This window comes from Buttiauxella sp. S19-1 (genome assembly GCF_022134725.1).
In the GTDB taxonomy this organism is placed as follows: Bacteria; Pseudomonadota; Gammaproteobacteria; order Enterobacterales; family Enterobacteriaceae; genus Buttiauxella; species Buttiauxella ferragutiae.
This window is the reverse complement of record NZ_JAHWLU010000044.1, coordinates 1-23,184: the sequence shown is the minus strand read 5'-3', so window position 1 is coordinate 23,184 and position 23,184 is coordinate 1. Positions and strand designations below refer to the sequence as shown.

Below are 23,184 nucleotides of genomic sequence, written 5' to 3'. Positions count from 1 at the left end.
GTGCAAAAAGTGCTATTACAATATCCATACTATAAAAGTGTATTAGTAGAATTAATATGTAATTTTTTGTAAATTTGCGCGAGATGAAACGAATGGACAGTCGTTGTATGTGATGTGCAGTGGGGAAGAACCAATAAAAAAGGCCGCATATCAATGCGGCCTTTTTGCTTCTCTTAAAGACTTAGTCTTGTTGAGAAGACTGAATCGCCGTCAGAGCGATGGTGTAAACGATATCGTCTACCAGTGCGCCACGAGACAGGTCGTTGACTGGTTTACGCATACCTTGCAGCATTGGCCCGATGGAGATCAGGTCTGCTGAGCGCTGTACCGCTTTATAGGTGGTGTTACCGGTGTTCAGGTCTGGGAAGATGAACACGGTAGCGCGACCCGCAACCGGTGAGTTTGGCGCTTTGGACTTAGCAACGTCAGCCATCACTGCGGCGTCGTACTGCAACGGACCATCGATAACCAGGTCAGGACGTTTTTCTTGAGCAATACGTGTAGCTTCACGTACTTTCTCAACGTCGCTACCTGCACCAGAAGTCCCGGTGGAGTAGGACAGCATTGCAACGCGTGGGTCGATACCGAATGCAGCAGCGGAATCCGCAGACTGAATGGCGATTTCTGCCAGTTGTTCAGCAGTTGGATCCGGGTTGATCGCGCAGTCGCCGTAAACATAAACCTGTTCTGGCAGCAGCATGAAGAACACAGAAGAAACCAAAGAGCTGCCTGGTGCAGTTTTGATCAGCTGCAACGGTGGACGAATGGTGTTCGCGGTGGTGTGAACAGCACCGGAAACCAGACCGTCAACTTCGTCTTGCTCAAGCATCAATGTACCCAGCACTACGTTGTCTTCCAGTTGCTCACGCGCAACGGCTTCGGTCATGCCTTTGCTCTTACGCAGCTCAACCAGACGTGCAACGTAGCTTTCGCGAACCACTTCAGGGTCAACGATTTCGATGCCTGCACTCAACTCAACGCCTTGTGCTGCTGCAACACGGGTGATTTCATCCGGGTTACCCAACAGTACGCAAGTTGCGATACCACGTTCAGCACAGATAGATGCCGCTTTCACGGTACGTGGCTCTTCGCCTTCCGGCAGCACAACACGTTTACCGGCTTTACGCGCCAGTTCAGTCAGCTGGTAGCGGAACGCTGGAGGAGACAGACGACGGCTGCGCTCTGAAGTTGCAGTCAGAGACTCGATCCAGTCTGCATCGATGTGGCTTGCCACATATTCCTGCACTTTCTCGATACGCTGATGGTCATCAGTTGGGACTTCCAGGTTGAAGCTTTGCAGGCTCAGGGAAGTCTGCCAGGTGTTGGTATCAACCATGAACAGCGGCAGGCCAGTGGCAAATGCACGCTCACACAGTTTGGTGACGCGTGGGTCCATTTCGTAGCCACCAGTCAGCAGAACTGCACCGATGTCTACACCGTTCATGGCGGCCAGGCACGCGGCAACCAGCACGTCTGGACGGTCTGCAGAAGTGACCAGCAGAGAACCCGGACGGAAGTGTTCCAGCATGTGCGGGATGCTGCGCGCACAGAAGGTTACAGACTTCACGCGACGAGTTTTGATGTCGCCTTCGTTGATGATGGTTGCGTTCAGGTGACGCGCCATATCGATTGCACGTGTGGCAATCAGATCGAAGCTCCACGGCACACAACCCAGAACTGGCAGCGGGCTGTCAGCAAACAGGGATTTAGGATCGATATTAGCGATGCTCGCTTTTGTGGAGTCATCAAAAATTTCGGACAGATCGGGACGGGTACGACCCTGCTCATCAACTGGGGCATTCAGTTTGTTAATGATAACGCCAGTGATGTTGGTGTTCTTGCTGCCACCGAAGCTGCTACGAGCCAGTTCGATACGCTCTTTCATCTGCTCTGGGGAGTTGTTACCCAGGGACATGACGAAGACGATTTCAGCGTTCAGTGTTTTTGCGATTTCGTAGTTCAGAGACTGCGCAAACTGATGTTTACGAGTCGGAACCAGACCTTCAACCAGAACCACTTCAGCGTCTTTGCTGCTGGTGTGGAAGTTGGCGATGATCTCTTCCATCAGCACGTCTTGTTGGTTGCTGGACAACAGCGACTCAACGTGGTTCATGTGCAGCGGTTCAGCAGTAGGGATGCTGGAGTTTGCACGCACGATGCTGGTGGTTTGATCTGGAGTATCGTCACCGGTACGCGGTTGGGCGATAGGTTTGAAAACGCTAAGGCGAACGCCTTTTTGTTCCATAGCACGGATAACACCAAGGCTGACGCTGGTCAGGCCGACGCTGGTTCCGGTAGGGATCAACATAATAGTACGGGACACGGTATAACCTCTTTGTCTTTACCCTTCATACTTCAAGTTGCAGGGGTGTTGACTGCAACTCGAATTATTTTGGGTATAGCCCCTTTCAGGGTTCAGAAAACAACACCGCCAGCGAAGGCTGGCGGTAAGGAGAATCAAGCGGTCAGGCGAGATGCATCCTGAGCGATAACCAGTTCTTCGTTGGTCGGAATGACCATCGCAGGAACGGTACCCTCTTTGTTGATGTAGCCTGATTTGCCGAAACGAGCAGCCAGGTTGCGTTCGTGGTCAACTTCAAAGCCCAGAACGCCCAGTTTGCCCAGAGACAGTTCACGTACCATTGCTGCGTTTTCACCAATACCACCAGTGAACACAACGCCGTCCAGACGACCTTCCATCAGCGCAGTGTAAGAGCCGATGTATTTCGCCAGGCGATGGCAGAACACGTCCATTGCACGTTTAGCATCTTCTTTAGTGGTGTAGTTATCTTCAACATAACGGCAGTCGCTGGTGACTTCAGTCAGACCCAACAGGCCAGATTCTTTAGTCAGCATTTTGTTGATGTCATCAACGCTCATGCCCAGGGAGTCATGCAGGTGGAAGATAATCGCAGGATCTATGTCACCAGAACGAGTACCCATTACCAGGCCTTCCAGTGGAGTCAGACCCATAGAGGTGTCAACACACTGGCCGTTACGGATAGCAGAAACAGAACCGCCGTTGCCCAGGTGGCAAGTGATGATGTTCACTTCTTCCACTGGCTTGTTCAGCATTTTTGCGGCTTCTTGAGTCACATAGAAGTGGCTGGTGCCGTGTGCGCCGTAGCGACGAACGCCGTGCTCTTTGTACAGTTTGTACGGCAGAGCATAGAGGTAAGATTCTTCTGGCATGGTCTGATGGAACGCGGTGTCAAACACAGCAACGTTTTTATCAGCCAGTTTAGGGAAGGATTTCAGTGCTTCTGCGATACCGATCAGGTGCGCCGGGTTATGCAGTGGTGCAAAAGAAGCAGTATCTTTGATACCCTGAATCACGGTCTCGTCGATAACAACGGAGCTGGTGTACTTCTCGCCGCCGTGAACAACACGGTGACCGATAGCAGTCAGCTGCTCGGACAATTCAGGTTTTTGTGCCAAAATGGTATTAACCATAAAGTTCAGAGCTTCGCTGTGAGCGGCGCCTGCGCCCAAAGCCGCTTCTTGTTTACCGCCATCCATTTTCCACTTGATACGTGCTTCAGGAAGATGGAAACATTCGGCTAAACCAGAGAGGTACTCATCACCGTTTAACGCATCAATAATTGCGAATTTCAGTGAAGAGCTACCGCAGTTCAGAACCAGTACTAGCTTACTCGACATGGAAGTACCTACTTTTATACGTGGCTAAAAAAACGTCAGTGAGTCTCTCAGCGTAGCGCATGATGAGCCTGACATTTATGATTAACGTCATGCCAGAAGCGTTTTTTTTGGCATGGCGAATAAATACTCTAATGTTTACGCCATCTTGCACGTTTATTCGGCGATGGCTAACAGAGCAAAAATTTGACAACCTGCGGTTTCCCTTCTATGGCCGTCAAAGGCCGGCACAGGATACCTGATTGCGATGGCTAAAGACAAAAGTTTTTGAACCATGTAATTTAGAGTTGTTAAGTTGCACAAAAATTTTATTTTTTATATGTGAAGTTGAGGTAAAGCCATGTCAACACCCCAAAATAGCCATGTAAGTTGGTTTAGTCTGTTCAGCCGTGGACAACACTATTCAAAGACCTGGCCTGTTGATAAACGCCTCGCGCCTATCTTTGTAGAAAACCGTGTGATCCGCGCCACGCGTTTTGCCATCCGCTTTATGCCTCCACTCGCTGTGTTTACGCTGACCTGGCAAATTGCCCTTGGCGGCCAACTTGGCCCCGCCGTTGCCACCGCTTTATTCGCCTGTAGTCTGCCGATGCAGGGGTTATGGTGGTTAGGTAAACGTTCCGTGACGCCACTTCCGCCATCCATTTTGAGCTGGTTCTACGAAGTCCGTGGCAAATTGCAGGAAGCTGGGCAGGCGCTGGCGCCAATCGAAGGCAAGCCAGACTACCAGGCGCTGGCAGAAGTTTTGAAACGTGCGTTCAAGCAGTTGGATAAAACTTTTCTGGATGATTTGTAAAGTCCCTGCCGTTACGCATATAAAGAAGGATATTTTTTCGCAGGATTAATCCTGCGCAACAGGAGCTAAGAAATGGAAATGACTAACGCCCAGCGTCTGATTTTATCTAATCAGTACAAAATGATGACCATGCTCGACCCGGACAACGCCGAGCGTTATCGTCGCCTGCAAACGATCATCGAGCGCGGTTACGGCCTACAAATGCGCGAACTGGATCGGGAGTTCGGTGAGCTGACGGAAGAAACCTGCCGCACAGTTATCGATATCATGGAGATGTATCACGCTCTGCATGTCTCCTGGACTAACCTGAAAGACAACCAGGAAATCGACGAGCGTCGTGTGACTTTCCTTGGTTTTGATGCAGCAACTGAAGCGCGTTTCCTGGGCTATGTTCGCTTTATGGTGAACATAGAAGGCCGTTATGCTCATTTTGATGCGGGCACTCATGGCTTCAATGCGCAGACCCCAATGTGGGAAAAATATCAGCGTATGTTAAAAGTCTGGCAGTCTTGCCCACGTCAGTACCATTTAAGTGCGAACGAGATCGCGCAAATTATTAATGCCTGAGGGGAGAAGCGTAGTGAAGTGCAAAGGTTTCTTGTTTGATTTGGATGGGACGCTGGTTGATTCTCTGCCAGCCGTCGAACGAGCCTGGATTAACTGGGCAAAGCGCTTCGATATTTCGCCACAGGAAGTTTTAGGTTTCATTCATGGTAAACAGGCGATCACTTCGTTACGTCACTTTATGGCGGGCGCGCCTGAAGAAGAGATTCAGCAGGAGTTTTTGCGTCTTGAAAAAATCGAGTCTGAAGACACCGACGGCATTGTGGCGCTGCCTGGTGCCGTTGAGCTGCTGGCTCATTTGAACGAAGCGGGCATTCCGTGGGCTATCGTGACTTCGGGTTCATACCCGGTAGCGTCTGCTCGTCGTGCTGCGGGTGGTTTACCTAAGCCCGAAGTGCTGGTCACCGCTGAACGTGTTGCTCGTGGGAAGCCAGAGCCTGATGCCTACTTGCTCGGTGCGCAACTGCTTGGCCTCGAGCCAGAAGAGTGCGTAGTGGTCGAAGACGCGCCAGCTGGCGTGTTGTCGGGTTTAGCCGCGGGCTGCCATGTGATAGCCGTTAATGCTCCAGTAGATACGCCACGCCTTGAGCATGTCGATTATGTGTTGCATTCACTGACTGAGCTTCTGGTTCAAAAGTTGTCTGATGGCACCGTCGAAGTGTTTAGAAAACACTGAACACATGATTTAGCCCCGCGATAGCGGGGCTTTTTTATGGCAAAATTTTATCCCCCTGAGACAACTACATAAGGAATTGTTTTGAACTCAGAACTGGTTTGGGTTTTATCACTCTTAGCGATTGCAGTGGTGATGTTCGCCACTGGTAAAGTACGTATGGATGCGGTCGCATTACTGGTTATCATCGCTTTTGTCCTTAGCGGGACACTCACTCTTAGCGAAGCCTTCTCGGGCTTTAGCGACCCCAACGTTATTCTGATTGCTGCGTTATTTATTATTGGCGATGGCCTGGTGCGCACCGGCGTTGCCACCAAAATGGGCTCCTGGCTGGTGGATGTGGCGGGCAGCAGTGAAACCAAAATGCTGGTTTTGCTGATGCTAACCGTTGCCGGACTGGGCGCATTTATGAGCTCGACGGGTGTGGTGGCGATCTTTATCCCCGTAGTACTCAGCGTTTCAATGCGCATGAAAATTTCACCGTCGCGCTTAATGATGCCCCTGAGTTTTGCGGGGCTGATAAGCGGCATGATGACGCTGGTCGCGACTCCGCCAAACCTGGTGGTGAACAGCGAACTGTTGCGCGAAGGTTTGCAGGGCTTTCAATTCTTTAGTGTTACGCCAATCGGTCTGGTTATTTTGCTGTTGGGCATCGGCTACATGCTTATCGCACGCTTTGCGTTAAACGGGCAGAAAAAAGACGACGGCAAACAACACTGGCGACGCCGCACGTTTCGCGATCTGATTAAAGATTATCGGCTAACCGGACGCGCGCGTCGTCTGGCGATTCGCCCTGGCTCACCGATGGTTGGTCGCCGTCTTGATGATTTAAAGCTGCGTGAGCGCTATGGCGCAAACGTGATTGGCCTTGAGCGTTGGCGCAAATTCCGCAAGGTTATCGTTAATGTTACGGGCGTCACCGAATTCCGCGCTCGCGACGTTTTGCTAATCGATATGTCGGCTTCTGAAGTCGATCTGCGTGAGTTTTGTAGCGAGCAAATGCTGGAGCCGATGATACTGCGCGGCGAGTATTTCTCGGACCAGGCGCTGGATGTTGGCATGGCGGAAGTGTCGCTTATCCCGGAATCAGAATTAATTGGGCAAACGCTGCGCGAAATAGGTTTCCGTACACGCTACGGATTGAACGTTGTCGGGTTGCGTCGCAATGGCGCAGCGCTGGAAGGTCTGCTGGTAGATGAAGCTTTGCAATTGGGCGATATTTTGCTGGTGGTCGGTGACTGGAAACTGATTAGCCAGCTGCAACTAAAAGGCCGAGATTTTCTGGTACTCAATTTGCCAGTGGAAGAGGGGGAGGCATCACCTGCTCACAGCCAGGCTCCCCACGCGATTTTCTGCCTGGCGCTGATGGTTGCCCTGATGCTGACTGACGAAATCCCTAATACCATTGCGGCGATTATCGCTTGTTTGTTGATGGGCAAATTCCGCTGCATCGACATGGAAAGTGCTTATAAAGCGGTGCATTGGCCAAGCATTATCTTGATTGTCGGGATGATGCCGTTTGCACTTGCGCTGCAAAAAACCGGTGGCGTGGATTTGATAGTTAACGGGCTGATGCAGATGGGTGGGGGTTATGGCCCATACCTGATGTTGGTTTGCCTGTTCGTTATGTGCGCCGCGATTGGTCTGTTTATCTCGAACACGGCAACGGCGGTTCTGATGGCACCGATTGCGTTAGCGGCGGCAAAAACGATGGGCGTCTCGCCTTATCCATTTGCGATGATTGTGGCGCTTGCAGCCTCTGCGGCATTTATGACTCCGGTATCTTCACCGGTTAATACTCTGGTCCTGGGGCCGGGGAACTATAAGTTCAGTGATTTTGTGAAGATGGGCGTGCCATTTACCGTCATCGTGATGGTGGTGAGTGTGGTGATGGTGCCGATGCTGTTTCCATTCTAAAACAACCCTCACCCCGACCCTCTCCCTGAGGGAGAGGGGGAGCACCAATCCGAATGATTCCCTCTCCTGGGGGAGGGGGAACACCAATCCGGACAATTCCCTCTCCCTGAGGGAGAGGGGGAGCTCCAATCCGAATGATTCCCTCTCCTGGGTGAGGAGGAGCACCAATCCGAATGATCCCCTCTCCTGGGGGAGAGGGTTAGGGTGAGGGCGCAATATCCAGAGTTAAAGCGGCGAATCCTGGCTAATCTCATCGAGCGAAAGCTGGAAACTTGGCACAAACACATTCATGAAGTAATCCATCTCTTCGCTGTGGCGATCCGCCAGCGTTTTTTCGAGTCGGCTTTTTGCCAGCAAGAATTCATTGTTACCCGCAGAGAGTTCTTCGAGGCATTTCAGATACGCACATAGCGCATCAGCCTGTTTGACGATGGCGCGATCTTCTTCGCTGCTCTGATGTTCATCAATTAGCGGTGCCCAAATATCGCGTAACTCTTCTGGCACCATATCGATCAATTTCTGCTGCGCAATTTTCTCGATAGCTTTGTATTCGTGGGCTATTTGCGTGTTGAAATATTTCACCGGAGTCGGCAGGTCACCGGTCAGCACTTCACTGGCGTCGTGATACATCGCTAAGAGTGCGACATGCTCAGCGTTAACCTGCCCGTTAAATTTTCGGTTCTTGATCACGGCTAAGGCATGAGCAACCATCGCGACTTGTAGACTATGCTCCGAAACATTTTCGGTACGCACATTGCGCATCAGTGGCCAACGATTGATTAATTTCAGACGTGAAAGGTGGGCAAAGAAATGGCTCTGGCTCATGGGTACACTCGGGGTCTACTGCAAAGAAAACCATTGTGCGGGGAGTCGGGGGAAGATGCAAACATCTCCCCCCGTGGGTATTACTGGTGGTAATGACCGAGGAAGCGACCAAACTTATTGATAGCCATATCCAGCTCATCAACGCGCGGTAAAGTCACGATACGCACATGATCAGGCCACGGCCAGTTAAACGCTGTTCCTTGAACTAACAGCACTTTTTCTTGCAACAAGAAATCCAGCACCATTTTTTGGTCGTCATGGATATTAAAGCGCTTAGCGTCAATTTTAGGGAACATATACAGCGCACCGCGTGGTTTCACGCATGACACCCCGGGAATATCGTTTAGCAATTCCCATGCCCGGTTACGCTGTTCATACAGACGCCCACCCGGTGCAATAAATTCGCTGATGCTTTGATAACCGCCAAGTGCGGTTTGAATGGAATGCTGTGCCGGAACGTTGGCACACAGGCGCATTGACGCCAGCATCTCCAGCCCTTCAATATAACCTTTCGCGTGTTTCTTCGGCCCATTCAGAACCATCCAGCCCTGGCGGAAACCGGCAACACGGTAAGTTTTCGACAAACCATTAAAGGTAATTGTCAGCAGATCTGGCGCGAGTGCTGCAATTGAATGGTGCTGGGCTTCGTCGTACAGAATCTTGTCGTAAATTTCATCCGCAAAAATAATCAAATTATGCTGGCGGGCGATTTCAACAATTTCCAGCAGCAGTTCTTTGGAATAGACCGCACCGGTAGGGTTGTTCGGGTTAATAATCACAATACCGCGGGTACGAGGTGTGATTTTAGAACGAATATCGTCAAGGTCCGGGAACCAGTCGGACGACTCATCACATAAATAGTGAACAGCTTTGCCACTCGATAGTGAAACTGCGGCGGTCCATAAAGGATAATCAGGCGCAGGGACCAGCATCTCATCACCGCTGTTAAGCAATGCCTGCATAGATTGAACAATAAGTTCAGATACACCGTTACCGATGTAGATGTCTTCAACCGTCACATCCCGCATTTCACGTGCCTGATAATGCTGCATGATGGCTTTACGTGCGGAGTAGAGTCCTTTCGAGTCGCAATACCCTTGCGCTGTAGGCAGGTTACGAATCACATCGACAAGGATCTCATCCGGGGCATCAAAGCCGAATGGCGCTGGGTTGCCAATATTCAGTTTGAGGACTTTGTTTCCTTCTTCTTCGAGGCGTTTCGCCTCTTTGAGAACCGGGCCACGGATGTCGTAACAGACGTTATCAAGTTTGCTGGATTTTTCGATTGGGGACATGAACCTGACCTTAAATGTTAGCGCCACTTCCTGCCGTGGAAGCGACCAGGGAACAATGTACTCCTGCGCCGCACAGATTTGAAGGTTATCGAAGCGCCAAATAGTAATAAATCTTCAATTTTGAGAGTGGTAGTAAATTGCTGTTGAATAGTGATTTTGCAGGATTATATGTTGATAATCATATCAATATTGACCGAAAATATAGGTTATCGAGTTACTTGCCATGGTAGTCACTGCGTTAATGCATAGAGTGTAGTCAGTCATGCTGACCGAGATGCGAATTATATTGAGTAATAGTTAAGGAAAATTGAATATTCATGCTTATGGTTAAATGAAGTGCATTAGTGCGAGTTAATAATATGTATATAAAAATAACCGAGTATGTGATTAATATAAACAAGGAATATAGTTAAATTGCTTCTCTTTTAGCTTGTAGAATTTTGGACATTTCTGTGAATAAGCTACTGATGAATGAATTAAAAAAGAGAATGAGATCGGATAATTCGCAACAAAAGTTATGGGATGGCGTGTTTTGCGGTAAGATACACTACTGAAAATGGTAGGTGGTTTTCGGTATAAATAACGCAACTCCATGTTTTATGGTGGGTTGGTTTGTCTGCGTTGTAGTGTGTCAATTGCCAGTACAATGAAGTGACTTAAAGAAAATCCCCATCCTGTTTACACTTGTTTCTGCTATGAGTTGAATAAATAAAGCTCAGTACTGAAGTGGATTTACAATAATTACTCAGTTTTAATTTCAGTGACTAGTACGTTAAGACGAATGTTTGTATGTTGTTAACGACAGTATAATATCCCAGAAATACGTGCTTTGCATTATTGCTTCGCGTACCTCTGGCAGTATGAAAAATAAATAAGTCAGAACGGCTGTCAGGATGACGGTGCTCCCCTTCGGGAGGCGTTCTGTAAAAGGGAATTGCTTTATCTTTTTGATAAATCACAGCAATAAAACTAAGGCAGACTCGTAAGAGCAACCTGATAGTGAAAAAATTATGATTAACGCAAATCGTCCGATACTCAATCTCGACCTCGATCTGCTCAGGACTTTTGTTGCCGTAGCGGATCTGAATACTTTTGCCGCTGCAGCCGTTGCGGTTTGCCGCACTCAATCGGCTGTAAGCCAGCAGATGCAGCGCCTTGAACAGTTAGTAGGAAAAGAGCTTTTTGCCCGTCATGGCCGTAATAAACTGCTGACCGAGCACGGTATCCAGCTCCTTGGTTATGCGCGAAAGATTCTGCGTTTTAATGATGAAGCTTGTACTTCGCTAATGTTTAGTAATTTGCAGGGCGTATTAACGATTGGAGCATCTGATGAAACTGCAGATACCATCCTGCCGTTTCTGCTTAACCGGATAAGCTCGGTGTACCCTAAATTGGCGTTGGATGTGCGTGTTAAACGTAATCCGTTTATGGTTGAAATGCTTAATCAGCAGGAAGTGGATCTCGTCGTCACGACCTCGAAACCTGCGCATTTTGAATCCATTGTGTTACGGACTTCGCCAACTTTATGGTACTGCGCCGCTGATTACGTGTTCCAGAAAGGTGAAACGGTGCCTTTAGTGGTGCTCGATAACCCTAGCCCGTACCGTGACATGATGATTGAACAACTCAACGCTGCACGCATTCCGTGGCGTATTGCTTATGTTGCGTCAACACTTTCTGCTGTACGCGCTGCGGTAAAAGCCGGGTTGGGGATTACATCACGGCCTGTAGAAATGATGAGCCCAGAACTGCGCGTGCTTGGAGGTGCCGATGGTTTGCCAGCGATGCCTGATACGCAATACATGCTGTGCCGTAATTTACAAACCACTAATGATTTAGCTCAGGCTATTTTCAGTGCGCTGGAAAACAACCCGAATCCATATCGTTACGTGGTTTCCTCAGACGAGGACGGCGATACCATGTTGATGGAAGGCGATTTCGAGTAACGCATTCCCCGTCATAATTCGAGTAGCAGGGGTGTTGGCTGCACTATTCGGCTCATCCATGAGCCTCACCCCTTTGGGGCCGCCGCAAGCGGCGTTCAAATCTGCTCCGGGCAGATTTGTCACAATCCCCAGTCACTTACTCAAGTAAGCTCCTGGGGATTTGCTCCCTTGCCGCCTACCTGCAACTCGAATTATTTAGGGGATGTAGCCGTCATACGGGTTTGTTAGTAACAATTTATGAAATTCGAAAACAGGTCATTGAGCACTTTTTGGGTCTCAATGGCTTGTTTTTTAATCAGTGAACGTTAAGTTGACGGGGGTTTTGTAAAAACACGTTTTAAAACAATCTACTTTACCTCCTCTTTGTCGCCTGTCTTCTCCTGCTAGCCTACTAATCAACTCGTGTTTAATTGTTAAAAAATACGCTGCAATGTTGTCATTTTTTGATATGAATTAACAGAAGCGTGTCTCAGATCAAGAAAATACTCCCTATAGGGGGGATGAATAGTTGAGAAATCCTGCCAAAATAGAGCAGCAGTTAATTTTTTCCTCCTTAACGGACACGATTCACCTTCATTAAAACCGAGTTAATAACTCGGCGTTACTAGCTTTTAAGGCACTTAATGTTAATGAAGTTGGCTTCATGTAAATTAATGTGTGGATACTTTTGTTAAAGTTGACAAAAGGTTATAGAAAGGAGTAAAAAACCCCATCAATGTGCTGGTAAAGTTTTGATTCCGGCAGTTATTGTAAGGTTTATTGTTCCTCCCCATGAATCGATGTGGTGTTCATCTGCCAGCAAGAGCAGAGACTTTGGCGCCACTTTTGATGAGTAAGCAATGAGTATGTCAACATCCACTGAAGTTATCGCTCACCATTGGGCGTTCGCAGTCTTTCTTATTGTTGCCATAGGCCTGTGTTGCGTAATGCTTCTCGGGGCCTGGTTCCTTGGCGGGAGAGCTAAGGGTCGGCACAAAAACACTCCCTTCGAGTCAGGTATCGACTCAGTTGGTACAGCGCGCTTACGCCTATCCGCTAAGTTCTACTTGGTTGCCATGTTCTTCGTCATCTTCGACGTGGAAGCCTTGTATCTCTACGCGTGGTCAGTGTCTATTCGTGAAAGCGGATGGGTAGGCTTCGTCGAGGCCGCAATTTTCATTTTTGTGCTACTGGCAGGCCTGGTGTATCTCGTGCGCATTGGCGCGCTTGATTGGACTCCCGCGCGTTCGCGTCGCGCCCATATCAACCCAGAAACCGACAGTATTACTAACCGTCATACGCAGTAAAAATGAGGCAATAAGATGGACTATACGCTCACCCGCATAGACCCCGACGGTGAGAACGACCGTTACCCCCTGCAAAAACAGGAGATCGTAACCGATCCTCTTGATCAAGAAATCAACCGTAGCGTGTACATGGGCAAGCTCGAACATGCCATGCACGATATGGTGAACTGGGGGCGTAAAAACTCAATTTGGCCTTATAACTTTGGCCTTTCTTGCTGCTACGTTGAGATGGTGACCTCGTTTACCGCGGTTCATGACGTGGCACGTTTTGGTGCCGAAGTACTGCGTGCATCTCCGCGTCAGGCCGACCTGATGGTGATTGCAGGAACCTGCTTTACCAAAATGGCTCCCGTTATTCAGCGCCTTTACGATCAAATGCTTGAGCCAAAATGGGTGATCTCGATGGGTGCCTGCGCTAACTCCGGCGGCATGTACGACATCTACTCTGTGGTACAGGGCGTGGATAAATTCCTGCCTGTGGATGTTTACATCCCTGGTTGCCCACCGCGCCCGGAAGCTTACATGCAGGCTCTGATGCTGCTGCAAGAATCCATTGGCAAAGAGCGTCGTCCATTGTCCTGGGTTGTTGGCGATCAAGGTGTTTATCGCGCCAACATGCAGTCAGAACGTGAACGTAAACGTGGCGAGCGTATCGCTGTCACCAACTTGCGGACACCAGACGAGATTTAATATGCGCCTGTGGGCAGTGTGAGTTTACTTCGCATATCAATAATACTAGCGCGAAGCCACTGCTGACAGTCACCACAGTACCATTTGCAATGGTGAGAATTATGACCGATTTAACTGCGCATGATGCCAACCAGGAAGCCTGGCAAACCCGTGACCATTTAGATGATCCGGTAATTGGCGAACTGCGTAACCGTTTTGGGCCGGATGCCTTCACTGTTCAGCCAACCCGCACTGGTGTTCCGGTGGTCTGGGTTAAGCGAGAGCAATTACTCGAAGCAGTCGATTTCTTAAAGAAACTTCCGAAGCCCTATGTCATGTTGTTCGACTTACACGGCATGGATGAACGTCTTCGTACTCACCGCAACGGTTTACCGGCTGCGGATTTTTCCGTTTTCTACCACCTGATTTCTATCGATCGCAACCGCGATATCATGCTCAAGGTGGCGCTGTCTGAAAACGATCTGAATGTACCGACAATCACCAAACTTTTCCCGAATGCCAACTGGTATGAGCGTGAAACCTGGGAAATGTTTGGCATTACCTTTAATGGCCACCCGCACCTGACGCGCATCATGATGCCGCCAACGTGGGAAGGCCATCCGCTGCGTAAAGATTATCCGGCGCGTGCCACCGAATTCGATCCGTTTGAATTGACCAAACAGAAAGAAGACCTCGAGATGGAAGCGCTGACCTTCAAGCCTGAAGAGTGGGGCATGAAGCGCAGCAGCGAGCATGAAGATTTCATGTTCCTGAACCTCGGTCCAAACCACCCATCCGCGCACGGTGCATTCCGTATCGTTCTGCAACTCGACGGTGAAGAGATTGTCGATTGCGTACCGGACATCGGTTACCACCACCGTGGTGCTGAGAAAATGGGCGAGCGTCAGTCCTGGCACAGCTACATTCCGTATACCGACCGTATCGAGTATCTCGGCGGTTGCGTAAACGAAATGCCATACGTGTTAGCGGTTGAAAAACTGGCGGGTATCAAGGTTCCTGAACGTGTAGACGTTATCCGCGTCATGCTGTCTGAACTGTTCCGTATCAACAGCCACCTGCTGTACATCTCCACGTTTATTCAGGACGTGGGCGCGATGACTCCGGTGTTCTTCGCCTTTACTGACCGTCAGAAAATTTATGACCTGGTTGAAGCAATTACCGGTTTCCGTATGCACCCGGCCTGGTTCCGTATCGGCGGTGTGGCTCACGACTTACCAAACGGTTGGGAACGTCTGCTCAAAGAGTTCCTCGACTGGATGCCAAAACGTCTGGATTCCTACGAGAAAGCTGCGCTGCGTAACACCATCCTGAAAGGTCGTTCTCAGGGCGTTGCTGCCTATGGCAAGAAAGAAGCGCTGGAGTGGGGCACCACCGGTGCTGGCTTGCGCGCAACGGGCGTTGACTTCGATATCCGTAAAGCTCGCCCTTACTCTGGTTATGAAAACTTCGACTTCGAAATCCCGGTCGGCGGTGGCGTCAGTGACTGCTACACCCGCGTGATGTTGAAAGTTGAAGAGCTTCGCCAGAGCTTGCGCATTCTTGACCAGTGTCTGAAAAACATGCCTGCTGGCCCGTTCAAAGCTGACCATCCGCTGACAACGCCGCCGCCGAAAGAGCGCACGCTGCAGCATATCGAAACCCTGATCACTCACTTCCTGCAAGTTTCGTGGGGCCCGGTGATGCCGGCTAACGAATCCTTCCAGATGATTGAAGCGACGAAAGGGATTAACAGTTACTACCTGACCAGCGACGGCAGCACCATGAGCTACCGTACCCGTATTCGTACTCCGAGCTTTGCGCACTTGCAGCAAATCCCGTCGGCGATTCGCGGCAGCCTGGTTTCTGACCTGATTGTCTATCTGGGTAGTATCGATTTTGTAATGTCTGATGTGGATCGCTAACTATGCACGATAAACAACAACCCCAGGCAGAAGCCTTTGAGCTGAGTCAATTCGAGCGTGATGCGATTGAGCACGAAAAACATCATTACGAAGATGCTCGCGCAGCGTCTATCGAAGCGCTGAAGATTGTTCAGAAGCAGCGTGGCTGGGTGCCTGACGGCGCGATTTATGCCATCGCTGAAGTTCTGGGCATTCCAGCCAGCGACGTAGAAGGTGTTGCCACATTCTACAGCCAGATTTTCCGCCAGCCGGTAGGCCGCCACGTTATTCGCTATTGCGATAGCGTGGTTTGCCACATTACGGGCTACCAGGGCATTCAGTCGGCAATCGAAGCAAAACTGGACATCAAACCGGGTCAAACCACGTTTGATGGTCGCTTTACCCTGCTGCCAACCTGCTGTCTGGGTAACTGCGATAAAGGGCCGACCATGATGATTGATGAGGACACTCACAGCCATCTGACGCCGGAAGCGATCCCTGACTTGCTGGAGCAGTACAAATGAAAACCGTTATTCGTACTGCCGAAACCCATCCGCTGACCTGGCGGCTGCGTGATGACAAACAGCCGGTCTGGCTGGATGAATATCGCAGCAAAAACGGCTACGAGGGTGCTCGTCTTGCGCTGACTGGCCTGGCACCGGATGAAGTCGTTAATCGTGTTAAAGACTCTGGCCTGAAAGGGCGCGGCGGTGCGGGCTTCTCCACCGGTCTGAAGTGGAGCCTGATGCCGAAAGACGAGTCCATGAACATCCGTTACCTGCTGTGTAATGCCGATGAAATGGAACCGGGTACTTATAAAGACCGTTTGCTGATGGAGCAACTGCCACACCTGTTGGTGGAAGGCATGCTGATTTCTGCATTCGCCCTGAAAGCTTACCGCGGTTACATCTTCCTGCGCGGCGAGTATATCGAAGCGGCTGTGCATCTGCGCCGCGCGATTGCTGAGGCGACCGAAGCGGGCTTGCTGGGCAAAAACATTCTCGGTTCTGGTTTTGATTTTGAGCTGATCGTACATACCGGTGCCGGGCGTTATATCTGTGGTGAAGAAACCGCGCTGATTAACTCCCTGGAAGGCCGCCGTGCGAACCCACGTTCAAAACCCCCATTCCCTGCTTCAAGCGGCGTGTGGGGTAAACCAACGTGTGTAAACAACGTTGAAACCCTGTGCAACGTGCCAGCGATTCTGGCCAACGGCGTGGAGTGGTATCAAGGCATTTCGACCAGCAAAGATGCTGGCACCAAGCTGATGGGCTTCTCTGGTCGTGTGAAAAACCCAGGCGTTTGGGAGTTACCGTTCGGTACCACCGCGCGTGAAATTCTCGAAGATTACGCTGGTGGCATGCGCGATGGCCTGAAATTCAAAGCCTGGCAGCCGGGTGGGGCAGGGACGGATTTCCTGACCGAATCACACCTTGATCTGCCGATGGAATTCGAAAGCATTGGTAAAGCGGGTAGCCGTTTAGGTACCGCACTGGCGATGGCCGTAGACCATGAAATTGGTATGGTGCCGCTGGTTCGTAACCTGGAAGAGTTCTTCTCCCGTGAATCGTGCGGCTGGTGTACACCTTGCCGTGACGGTCTGCCGTGGAGCGTGAAAATACTGCGTGCGCTGGAACGTGGCGAAGGCCAGCCTGGGGATATCGAGACACTTGAGCAACTGTGTCGTTTCCTTGGGCCAGGTAAAACCTTCTGTGCGCATGCGCCAGGTGCGGTTGAGCCATTGCAGAGCGCGATTAAATATTTCCGCGAAGAATTCGAAGCAGGCATTGCCAAACAAGATTTCGGTAACACCCGTGCCATTACGGGCATTCAGCCGAACTTGTTAAAAGCGCGCTGGTAACACCTGACAACAAGTTTGCAGGTTATAAAATTTTATAATTAATGCCTGAAAAGTAATCAAGAATTTCGCACTGAGGCAAGGCGGCAAAGGAGTGAATCCCTGGGAGTTTAGTTAACTAAATGACCAGGGTGAGCGAGAGAAGCCAACGCAGTCGCAGTGTGAAAGACGAAGATTATTCAGGCCAACTGGAAGCATGCTGACTATGGCTACGATTCATGTAGACGGCAAAGAATATGAGGTAAACGGGTCAGATAACCTGCTACAAGCATGTCTGTCTCTCGGCCTCGATATTCCTTATTTTTGCTGGCACCCGGCGCTAGGCAGCGTCGGTGCTTGCCGCCAGTGCGCGGTGAAGCAATATCAAAACGCAGAAGATCTCCGTGGCCGCCTGGTGATGTCTTGTATGACACCCGCCTCTGACGGCACGTTTATCTCCATTGACGATAGCGAAGCGAAAGAATTCCGTGAAAGCGTGGTTGAGTGGTTAATGACTAACCACCCGCACGACTGCCCGGTTTGTGAAGAAGGTGGCAACTGCCATCTGCAAGATATGACGGTGATGACCGGCCATAGCTTCCGTCGCTACCGCTTCACTAAACGTACTCACCGCAATCAGGATCTCGGCCCATTCATCTCTCACGAAATGAACCGCTGTATCGCCTGCTACCGCTGTGTGCGTTATTACAAAGATTACGCTGACGGCACCGATTTGGGTGTTTACGGCGCGCACGATAACGTCTACTTCGGTCGTCCTGAAGACGGTACGCTGGAAAGTGAATTCTCCGGTAACCTGGTAGAAATCTGCCCGACCGGCGTATTCACAGATAAAACGCACTCCGAGCGTTATAACCGTAAGTGGGACATGCAGTTCGCACCAAGCATCTGCCAGCAGTGCAGCATCGGCTGTAACACCAGCCCGGGTGAGCGCTACGGTGAACTGCGTCGTATCGAAAACCGTTACAACGGCACCGTGAACCATTACTTCCTGTGTGACCGTGGCCGCTTCGGTTATGGCTACGTCAACCTGAAGGATCGTCCACGTCAGCCGATCCAACGTCGTGGCGACGATCTGATCACGCTGAATGCCGATCAGGCAATGCAGGGCGCGGCAGATATTTTGCGCCAGTCGAAGAAAGTGATCGGTATCGGATCCCCACGTGCCAGCGTTGAAAGCAACTTCGCGCTGCGTGAGCTGGTCGGTGCGGACAACTTCTACACCGGTATTGCAACGGGTGAACAAGCTCGCTTGCAACTGATGCTCAAAGTGCTGCAAGAAAGCGGCATTCACACTCCAGCACTGCGTGAAATCGAATCTTACGATGCGGTTTTGGTACTCGGAGAAGACATTACTCAGACCGGTGCGCGTGTTGCGCTGGCTGTGCGTCAGGCCGTGAAAGGCAAAGCGCGTGAAATGGCAGCGGCACAGAAAGTGGCTGACTGGCAGATTGCCGCAATCCTCAACATTGGTCAGCACGCTAAACACCCACTGTTTGTCACCAATATAGACAGCACTCGTCTGGACGACATCGCAGCATGGACTTACCGCGCTCCGGTTGAAGATCAGGCTCGTCTGGGCTTTGCGGTTGCTCACGCGCTGGATAGCAATTCCCCAGCCGTTGAACTCGATCGCGACCTGAAAAACAAAGTCGACGTGATTGTGCAAGCGCTGGCGGGTGCGAAGAAACCATTGATCGTTTCCGGTACTAACGCCGGTAGCGAAGCGGTCATTCAGGCGGCAGCCAACGTGGCTAAAGCGCTGAAAGACCGTGGTGCCGATGTCGGTATCACCATGGTGGCTCGTGCGGTAAACAGCGTTGGCCTCGGTCTGATTGGCGGCGGCTCGCTTGAAGAAGCGTTGAGTGAACTGGAAAGCGGTGCTGCCGATGCGGTAGTGGTGCTGGAAAACGATCTGCATCGCCATGCTTCTGCAACTCGCGTTGATGCAGCACTGAGCAAAGCGCCGTTGGTGATGGTTATTGACCACCAACGCACGGCAATTATGGACAAAGCCCATCTGGTGCTGTCCACCGCAAGCTTCGCTGAGAGTGACGGTACGGTGATTAACAACGAAGGTCGCGCACAGCGTTTCTTCCAGGTTTATGACCCGTCTTACTATGACCACTCCGTGGTGATGCTCGAAAGCTGGCGCTGGCTGCATTCTCTGCACAGCACCGTTGAAAGCCGTGAAGTGGACTGGACGCAGTTAGATGATGTTATCGATGCATGCGTGAAAGCGTTGCCACAACTGGCCGGAATTAAAGATGCGGCACCTGATGCTAGCTTCCGTATTCGTGGTCAGAAACTGTCGCGTTCTCCAATCCGCTCCAGTGGCCGTACCGCGATGCGCGCCAATATTAGCGTGCATGAACCGCGTCAGCCGCAGGATAAAGACACCATGTTCGCCTTCTCTATGGAAGGGAACAACAGCCCGACGGCTAATCGTCAGCAAATTCCATTCGCATGGGCACCAGGCTGGAACTCACCGCAAGCATGGAACAAATTCCAGGCCGAAGTGGGTGGCAATCTGCGTCACGGCGATCCGGGTGTGCGCCTGATTGAAGCCTCCGAAACGGGTATGGATTTCTTCACTGATGTGCCGGAAATCTTCCACGCTGAAGACGGGAAATGGCGTATCGCGCCGTACTACCATCTGTTTGGTAGTGATGAAATGTCCCAGCGTTCTCCGGTGTTCCAGAGCCGTATGACTGAGCCGTACATCAAGCTTAATCCGTCTGATGCTGCAAAACTCGGTGTTAATGCGGGTAGCCTGATTTCGTTTAGCTATGAAGGCCAGACGCTAAGTCTGCCGCTGCAACTTTCCGAAGGGCTGGCGGCAGGGCAGGTAGGTTTACCGATGGGGATGCCTGGCATCGCTCCGGTACTGGCGGGTGCTTGTCTTGAAAATCTTCAGGAGGCTGGCCAATGAGTTGGTTAACACCGGATGTTATAGACATTCTGCTGAGCATTCTCAAAGCGGTCGTAATCCTGCTGGTCGTGGTGACATGCGGCGCGTTCATGAGTTTCGGTGAGCGTCGTTTGCTGGGCCTGTTCCAGAACCGTTACGGGCCAAACCGTGTGGGCTGGGGCGGTTCGCTCCAGTTAGTCGCGGACATGATCAAGATGTTCTTTAAAGAAGACTGGACTCCGCGCTTTGCGGACCGCGTCATCTTTACTCTGGCACCGATGATTGCTTTCACCTCGCTGTTGCTGGCCTTTGCTATTGTGCCGGTCAGCCCAAGCTGGGTGGTTGCCGACCTGAACATTGGTATTTTGTTCTTCCTGATGCTGGCGGGTCTGGCGGTTTACGCCGTGCTGTTCGCCGGTTGGTCAAGTAACAACAAATACTCACTGTTGGGTGCAATGCGTGCTTCTGCGCAGACACTCAGCTACGAAGTGTTCCTCGGTCTGTCTTTGATGGGCGTTGTGGCGCAGGCGGGTTCGTTCAATATGGGCGATATCGTGGATAACCAGGCGAACCTGTGGAACGTGATCCCACAGTTCTTCGGTTTTGTGACCTTCGCTATCGCAGGCGTCGCGGTTTGTCACCGTCACCCGTTTGACCAACCAGAAGCCGAGCAAGAGCTGGCCGATGGTTATCACATCGAATATTCAGGCATGAAATTTGGCCTGTTCTTCGTGGGTGAATACATCGGTATCGTGACTGTTTCTGCCCTGATTGTGACCCTGTTCTTTGGTGGCTGGCATGGCCCGTGGTTACCGCCGTTCATCTGGTTCGCGCTGAAAACCGCGTTCTTCATGATGATGTTCATTTTGATCCGTGCAGCATTACCGCGTCCACGTTATGACCAGGTAATGTCCTTCGGCTGGAAAATTTGCCTGCCGTTGACACTGGTCAATCTGCTGGTGACCGCCGCGGTCATTCTCTATCAGGCACCATAAGGGGTGAAAAAACCATGACATTGAAAGAGTTAGTGGTTGGTTTCGGCACCCAGGTACGCAGTATCTGGATGATTGGTCTGCACGCGTTTGCCAAACGCGAAACGCAGATGTATCCGGAAGAGCCAGTCTATTTACCGCCGCGCTATCGTGGCCGCATCGTGTTAACGCGCGATCCGGACGGCTCCGAGCGTTGCGTTGCCTGTAACCTGTGTGCGGTAGCCTGCCCGGTAGCCTGTATCTCTTTGCAAAAAGCAGAAACCAAAGACGGCCGCTGGTATCCAGAGTTCTTCCGTATCAACTTCTCGCGCTGCATTTTCTGTGGTTTGTGCGAAGAAGCGTGCCCAACCACGGCGATTCAGCTGACACCAGATTTCGAACTGGGTGAGTTTAAGCGCCAGGATTTGGTCTACGAAAAAGAGGATCTGCTGATTTCCGGTCCGGGCAAATACCCGGAATATAACTTCTACCGGATGGCGGGTATGGCAATCGACGGCAAAGATAAGGGCGAAGCGGAAAACGAAGCCAAGCCTATCGACGTCAAAGGCCTATTACCTTAAAGGAGCAAGGCAATGGAATTCGCTTTTTATATTTGCGCAATCATCGCGGTTGGGACCACCTTACGGGTGATCACGCATACCAATCCGGTGCATGCCTTGCTGTATCTGATCATCTCGTTGTTGGCTATCTCCGGCGTGTTCTTCGCGCTGGGAGCGTACTTTGCCGCAGCGCTTGAGATTATCGTCTACGCCGGTGCCATCATGGTGTTGTTCGTTTTCGTGGTCATGATGCTGAACCTCGGTGGTGCGGTCGTTGAACAAGAGCGCAACTGGCTGAAACCGCAGTTGTGGATTGGTCCTGGCATTTTGTCAGCCATTCTGCTTTCGGTGCTGGTGTACGCGATTCTGAGTCTTAATGACCAGGGGATCGACGGTACCTCCGTCAGTGCTAAACAAGTGGGTATCGCACTGTTTGGACCGTACGTTCTGGCAGTGGAATTAGCCTCGATGCTGTTGTTGGCGGGTCTGGTTGTGGCATTCCACCTGGGTCGTGAAGACCGTCCGGGTGAAGTGCTGAGCAACCGCCAGGCTGACCAGGCTGTGAAAAGAAAAACGGAGGAGCACGTATGATTCCGCTGCAACATGGACTTATCCTCGCGGCTATCTTGTTCGTACTGGGGCTGACTGGCCTGGTGATTCGTCGCAACCTGCTTTTCATGCTGATTAGCCTGGAAGTGATGATTAACGCCGCGGCTCTCGCCTTTGTGGTCGCGGGCAGTTATTGGGGCCAGGCTGATGGTCAGGTGATGTATATACTCGCGATTAGCTTAGCTGCTGCCGAAGCCAGTATCGGCCTCGCACTGTTACTGCAGCTCCATCGTCGTCGCCAGAGCCTGAATATCGATTCAGTAAGTGAGATGCGTGGATGAACCTTCTCTGGTTAACCATTCTTTTGCCTTTTATTGGCTTTTTGTTGTTGGCGTTCTCGCGTGGTCGTTGGTCAGAAAACCTTTCTGCCACGGTTGGGGTCGGCTCGATTGGGCTGTCCGCGTTAGTCACGGCGATTGTTGGGTTCGACTTCTTCAATAACGGGCAACAAGCCTTTACCCAGCCGTTGTGGACGTGGATGTCAGTGGGCGATTTTAATATCGGCTTCAATCTGATCCTCGACGGTTTGTCACTGACCATGCTTTCTGTGGTCACGGGTGTTGGCTTCCTGATCCACATGTACGCTTCCTGGTATATGCGTGGGGAAGAGGGCTATTCCCGCTTCTTCGCCTACACCAACCTGTTTATCGCAAGCATGGTTGTTCTGGTGCTGGGCGATAACCTGCTGCTGATGTATCTCGGCTGGGAAGGCGTGGGTCTGTGCTCGTATCTGCTGATTGGTTTCTACT

General features: G+C 51.0%; 20 protein-coding genes. 16 read left to right on the top strand and 4 right to left on the bottom strand.

All coding sequences use genetic code 11. The features are described 5' to 3' along the window. Positions 1-181: 181 nt before the first annotated feature. Together pta and ackA are read right to left on the bottom strand one after the other, a co-directional pair. On the bottom strand, positions 182-2,323 hold the full coding sequence (pta, locus tag MES37_RS11895) for a phosphate acetyltransferase (protein WP_064544798.1): 2,142 nt from the start codon (positions 2,321-2,323) through the stop codon (positions 182-184). 134 nt (positions 2,324-2,457) lie between these two features. Further along, positions 2,458-3,660 carry an acetate kinase gene (ackA, locus tag MES37_RS11890; RefSeq protein WP_121815181.1) on the bottom strand — a complete coding sequence of 401 codons (1,203 nt, stop codon included), beginning with the start codon at positions 3,658-3,660 and terminating at the stop codon, positions 2,458-2,460. Positions 3,661-3,997: 337 nt separating this feature from the next. Here ackA and yfbV point away from each other — a divergent pair, with 337 nt between their 5' ends. From yfbV to MES37_RS11870, 4 genes are all read left to right on the top strand, one after another. Then, positions 3,998-4,453, top strand: a complete 456-nt coding sequence (gene yfbV, locus MES37_RS11885) for a terminus macrodomain insulation protein YfbV (protein ID WP_064544802.1) — start codon at positions 3,998-4,000, stop codon at positions 4,451-4,453. A 72-nt stretch (positions 4,454-4,525) separates the two neighbouring features. Continuing rightward, positions 4,526-5,020, top strand: a complete 495-nt coding sequence (locus MES37_RS11880) for a YfbU family protein (RefSeq protein ID WP_064544804.1) — start codon at positions 4,526-4,528, stop codon at positions 5,018-5,020. Continuing rightward, on the top strand, positions 5,013-5,693 hold the full coding sequence (locus MES37_RS11875; RefSeq protein WP_121815183.1) for a sugar phosphatase: 681 nt from the start codon (positions 5,013-5,015) through the stop codon (positions 5,691-5,693). The genes MES37_RS11880 and MES37_RS11875 overlap by 8 nt, the downstream gene beginning before the upstream one ends. 81 nt (positions 5,694-5,774) lie before the next feature. Next, on the top strand, positions 5,775-7,607 hold the full coding sequence (locus MES37_RS11870) for an SLC13 family permease (RefSeq protein ID WP_064544809.1): 1,833 nt from the start codon (positions 5,775-5,777) through the stop codon (positions 7,605-7,607). A gap of 225 nt (positions 7,608-7,832) precedes the next feature. Here MES37_RS11870 and yfbR read toward each other — a convergent pair whose 3' ends face one another. Together yfbR and alaA are read right to left on the bottom strand one after the other, a co-directional pair. Continuing rightward, positions 7,833-8,432, bottom strand: a complete 600-nt coding sequence (yfbR, locus tag MES37_RS11865) for a 5'-deoxynucleotidase (RefSeq protein WP_064544811.1) — start codon at positions 8,430-8,432, stop codon at positions 7,833-7,835. 80 nt (positions 8,433-8,512) lie between these two features. Then, entirely contained in the window at positions 8,513-9,727 is a 1,215-nt protein-coding gene (alaA, locus tag MES37_RS11860) for an alanine transaminase AlaA (protein WP_064544813.1), read from the bottom strand. 1,010 nt (positions 9,728-10,737) lie between these two features. On the opposite strand from alaA, the gene lrhA reads away from it, so the two are divergent. From lrhA to MES37_RS11800, 12 genes are all read left to right on the top strand, one after another. Beyond that, positions 10,738-11,673, top strand: coding sequence for a transcriptional regulator LrhA (gene lrhA / locus MES37_RS11855; RefSeq protein ID WP_064544815.1), 936 nt, complete (start codon positions 10,738-10,740; stop codon positions 11,671-11,673). An 839-nt stretch (positions 11,674-12,512) separates the two neighbouring features. After that, entirely contained in the window at positions 12,513-12,959 is a 447-nt protein-coding gene (nuoA, locus tag MES37_RS11850; RefSeq protein ID WP_064544817.1) for an NADH-quinone oxidoreductase subunit NuoA, read from the top strand. Positions 12,960-12,974: 15 nt separating this feature from the next. Then, positions 12,975-13,649: an NADH-quinone oxidoreductase subunit NuoB gene (gene nuoB / locus MES37_RS11845; RefSeq protein ID WP_034458804.1), complete on the top strand. Its 675-nt coding sequence runs from the start codon at positions 12,975-12,977 to the stop codon at positions 13,647-13,649. Between the two features lie 89 nt (positions 13,650-13,738). Then, the gene (gene nuoC / locus MES37_RS11840) at positions 13,739-15,550 is read left to right on the top strand and encodes an NADH-quinone oxidoreductase subunit C/D (RefSeq protein WP_121815184.1); all 1,812 of its coding nucleotides are present in this window, start codon (positions 13,739-13,741) and stop codon (positions 15,548-15,550) included. A 2-nt stretch (positions 15,551-15,552) separates the two neighbouring features. Next, positions 15,553-16,053 (top strand): NADH-quinone oxidoreductase subunit NuoE, encoded by a 501-nt coding sequence (nuoE, locus tag MES37_RS11835; RefSeq protein ID WP_064544821.1) that lies wholly within the window; start codon positions 15,553-15,555, stop codon positions 16,051-16,053. Beyond that, positions 16,050-17,390, top strand: coding sequence for an NADH-quinone oxidoreductase subunit NuoF (gene nuoF / locus MES37_RS11830; protein WP_237931492.1), 1,341 nt, complete (start codon positions 16,050-16,052; stop codon positions 17,388-17,390). Before nuoE ends, nuoF begins: the two co-directional genes overlap by 4 nt. A gap of 202 nt (positions 17,391-17,592) precedes the next feature. Beyond that, positions 17,593-20,316, top strand: a complete 2,724-nt coding sequence (gene nuoG, locus MES37_RS11825) for an NADH-quinone oxidoreductase subunit NuoG (protein WP_237931490.1) — start codon at positions 17,593-17,595, stop codon at positions 20,314-20,316. Next, positions 20,313-21,290, top strand: a complete 978-nt coding sequence (gene nuoH / locus MES37_RS11820) for an NADH-quinone oxidoreductase subunit NuoH (RefSeq protein WP_064512669.1) — start codon at positions 20,313-20,315, stop codon at positions 21,288-21,290. The genes nuoG and nuoH overlap by 4 nt, the downstream gene beginning before the upstream one ends. A 14-nt stretch (positions 21,291-21,304) precedes the next feature. Then, positions 21,305-21,847 carry an NADH-quinone oxidoreductase subunit NuoI gene (nuoI, locus tag MES37_RS11815; RefSeq protein ID WP_064544825.1) on the top strand — a complete coding sequence of 181 codons (543 nt, stop codon included), beginning with the start codon at positions 21,305-21,307 and terminating at the stop codon, positions 21,845-21,847. A 12-nt stretch (positions 21,848-21,859) separates the two neighbouring features. Further along, positions 21,860-22,417, top strand: coding sequence for an NADH-quinone oxidoreductase subunit J (gene nuoJ, locus MES37_RS11810; protein ID WP_064544827.1), 558 nt, complete (start codon positions 21,860-21,862; stop codon positions 22,415-22,417). After that, positions 22,414-22,716, top strand: a complete 303-nt coding sequence (nuoK, locus tag MES37_RS11805; RefSeq protein ID WP_034458791.1) for an NADH-quinone oxidoreductase subunit NuoK — start codon at positions 22,414-22,416, stop codon at positions 22,714-22,716. Before nuoJ ends, nuoK begins: the two co-directional genes overlap by 4 nt. Continuing rightward, positions 22,713-23,184: proton-conducting transporter transmembrane domain-containing protein (locus MES37_RS11800; protein ID WP_273693960.1), on the top strand; the 472-nt coding region annotated here is incomplete at its 3' end. The genes nuoK and MES37_RS11800, both read left to right, overlap by 4 nt.

What these genes read in the sequence shown, in the direction of transcription:
- ackA (WP_121815181.1), bottom strand. Translation starts at nt 3,660, where the DNA reads ATGTCGAGTAAGCTAGTACTGGTTCTGAACTGCGGTAGCTCTTCACTG.
- yfbV (WP_064544802.1), top strand. Translation starts at nt 3,998, where the DNA reads ATGTCAACACCCCAAAATAGCCATGTAAGTTGGTTTAGTCTGTTCAGC.
- MES37_RS11880 (WP_064544804.1), top strand. Translation starts at nt 4,526, where the DNA reads ATGGAAATGACTAACGCCCAGCGTCTGATTTTATCTAATCAGTACAAA.
- MES37_RS11875 (WP_121815183.1), top strand. Translation starts at nt 5,013, where the DNA reads ATGCCTGAGGGGAGAAGCGTAGTGAAGTGCAAAGGTTTCTTGTTTGAT.
- yfbR (WP_064544811.1), bottom strand. Translation starts at nt 8,432, where the DNA reads ATGAGCCAGAGCCATTTCTTTGCCCACCTTTCACGTCTGAAATTAATC.
- alaA (WP_064544813.1), bottom strand. Translation starts at nt 9,727, where the DNA reads ATGTCCCCAATCGAAAAATCCAGCAAACTTGATAACGTCTGTTACGAC.
- lrhA (WP_064544815.1), top strand. Translation starts at nt 10,738, where the DNA reads ATGATTAACGCAAATCGTCCGATACTCAATCTCGACCTCGATCTGCTC.
- nuoA (WP_064544817.1), top strand. Translation starts at nt 12,513, where the DNA reads ATGAGTATGTCAACATCCACTGAAGTTATCGCTCACCATTGGGCGTTC.
- nuoB (WP_034458804.1), top strand. Translation starts at nt 12,975, where the DNA reads ATGGACTATACGCTCACCCGCATAGACCCCGACGGTGAGAACGACCGT.
- nuoC (WP_121815184.1), top strand. Translation starts at nt 13,739, where the DNA reads ATGGTGAGAATTATGACCGATTTAACTGCGCATGATGCCAACCAGGAA.
- nuoE (WP_064544821.1), top strand. Translation starts at nt 15,553, where the DNA reads ATGCACGATAAACAACAACCCCAGGCAGAAGCCTTTGAGCTGAGTCAA.
- nuoF (WP_237931492.1), top strand. Translation starts at nt 16,050, where the DNA reads ATGAAAACCGTTATTCGTACTGCCGAAACCCATCCGCTGACCTGGCGG.
- nuoG (WP_237931490.1), top strand. Translation starts at nt 17,593, where the DNA reads ATGGCTACGATTCATGTAGACGGCAAAGAATATGAGGTAAACGGGTCA.
- nuoH (WP_064512669.1), top strand. Translation starts at nt 20,313, where the DNA reads ATGAGTTGGTTAACACCGGATGTTATAGACATTCTGCTGAGCATTCTC.
- nuoI (WP_064544825.1), top strand. Translation starts at nt 21,305, where the DNA reads ATGACATTGAAAGAGTTAGTGGTTGGTTTCGGCACCCAGGTACGCAGT.
- nuoJ (WP_064544827.1), top strand. Translation starts at nt 21,860, where the DNA reads ATGGAATTCGCTTTTTATATTTGCGCAATCATCGCGGTTGGGACCACC.
- nuoK (WP_034458791.1), top strand. Translation starts at nt 22,414, where the DNA reads ATGATTCCGCTGCAACATGGACTTATCCTCGCGGCTATCTTGTTCGTA.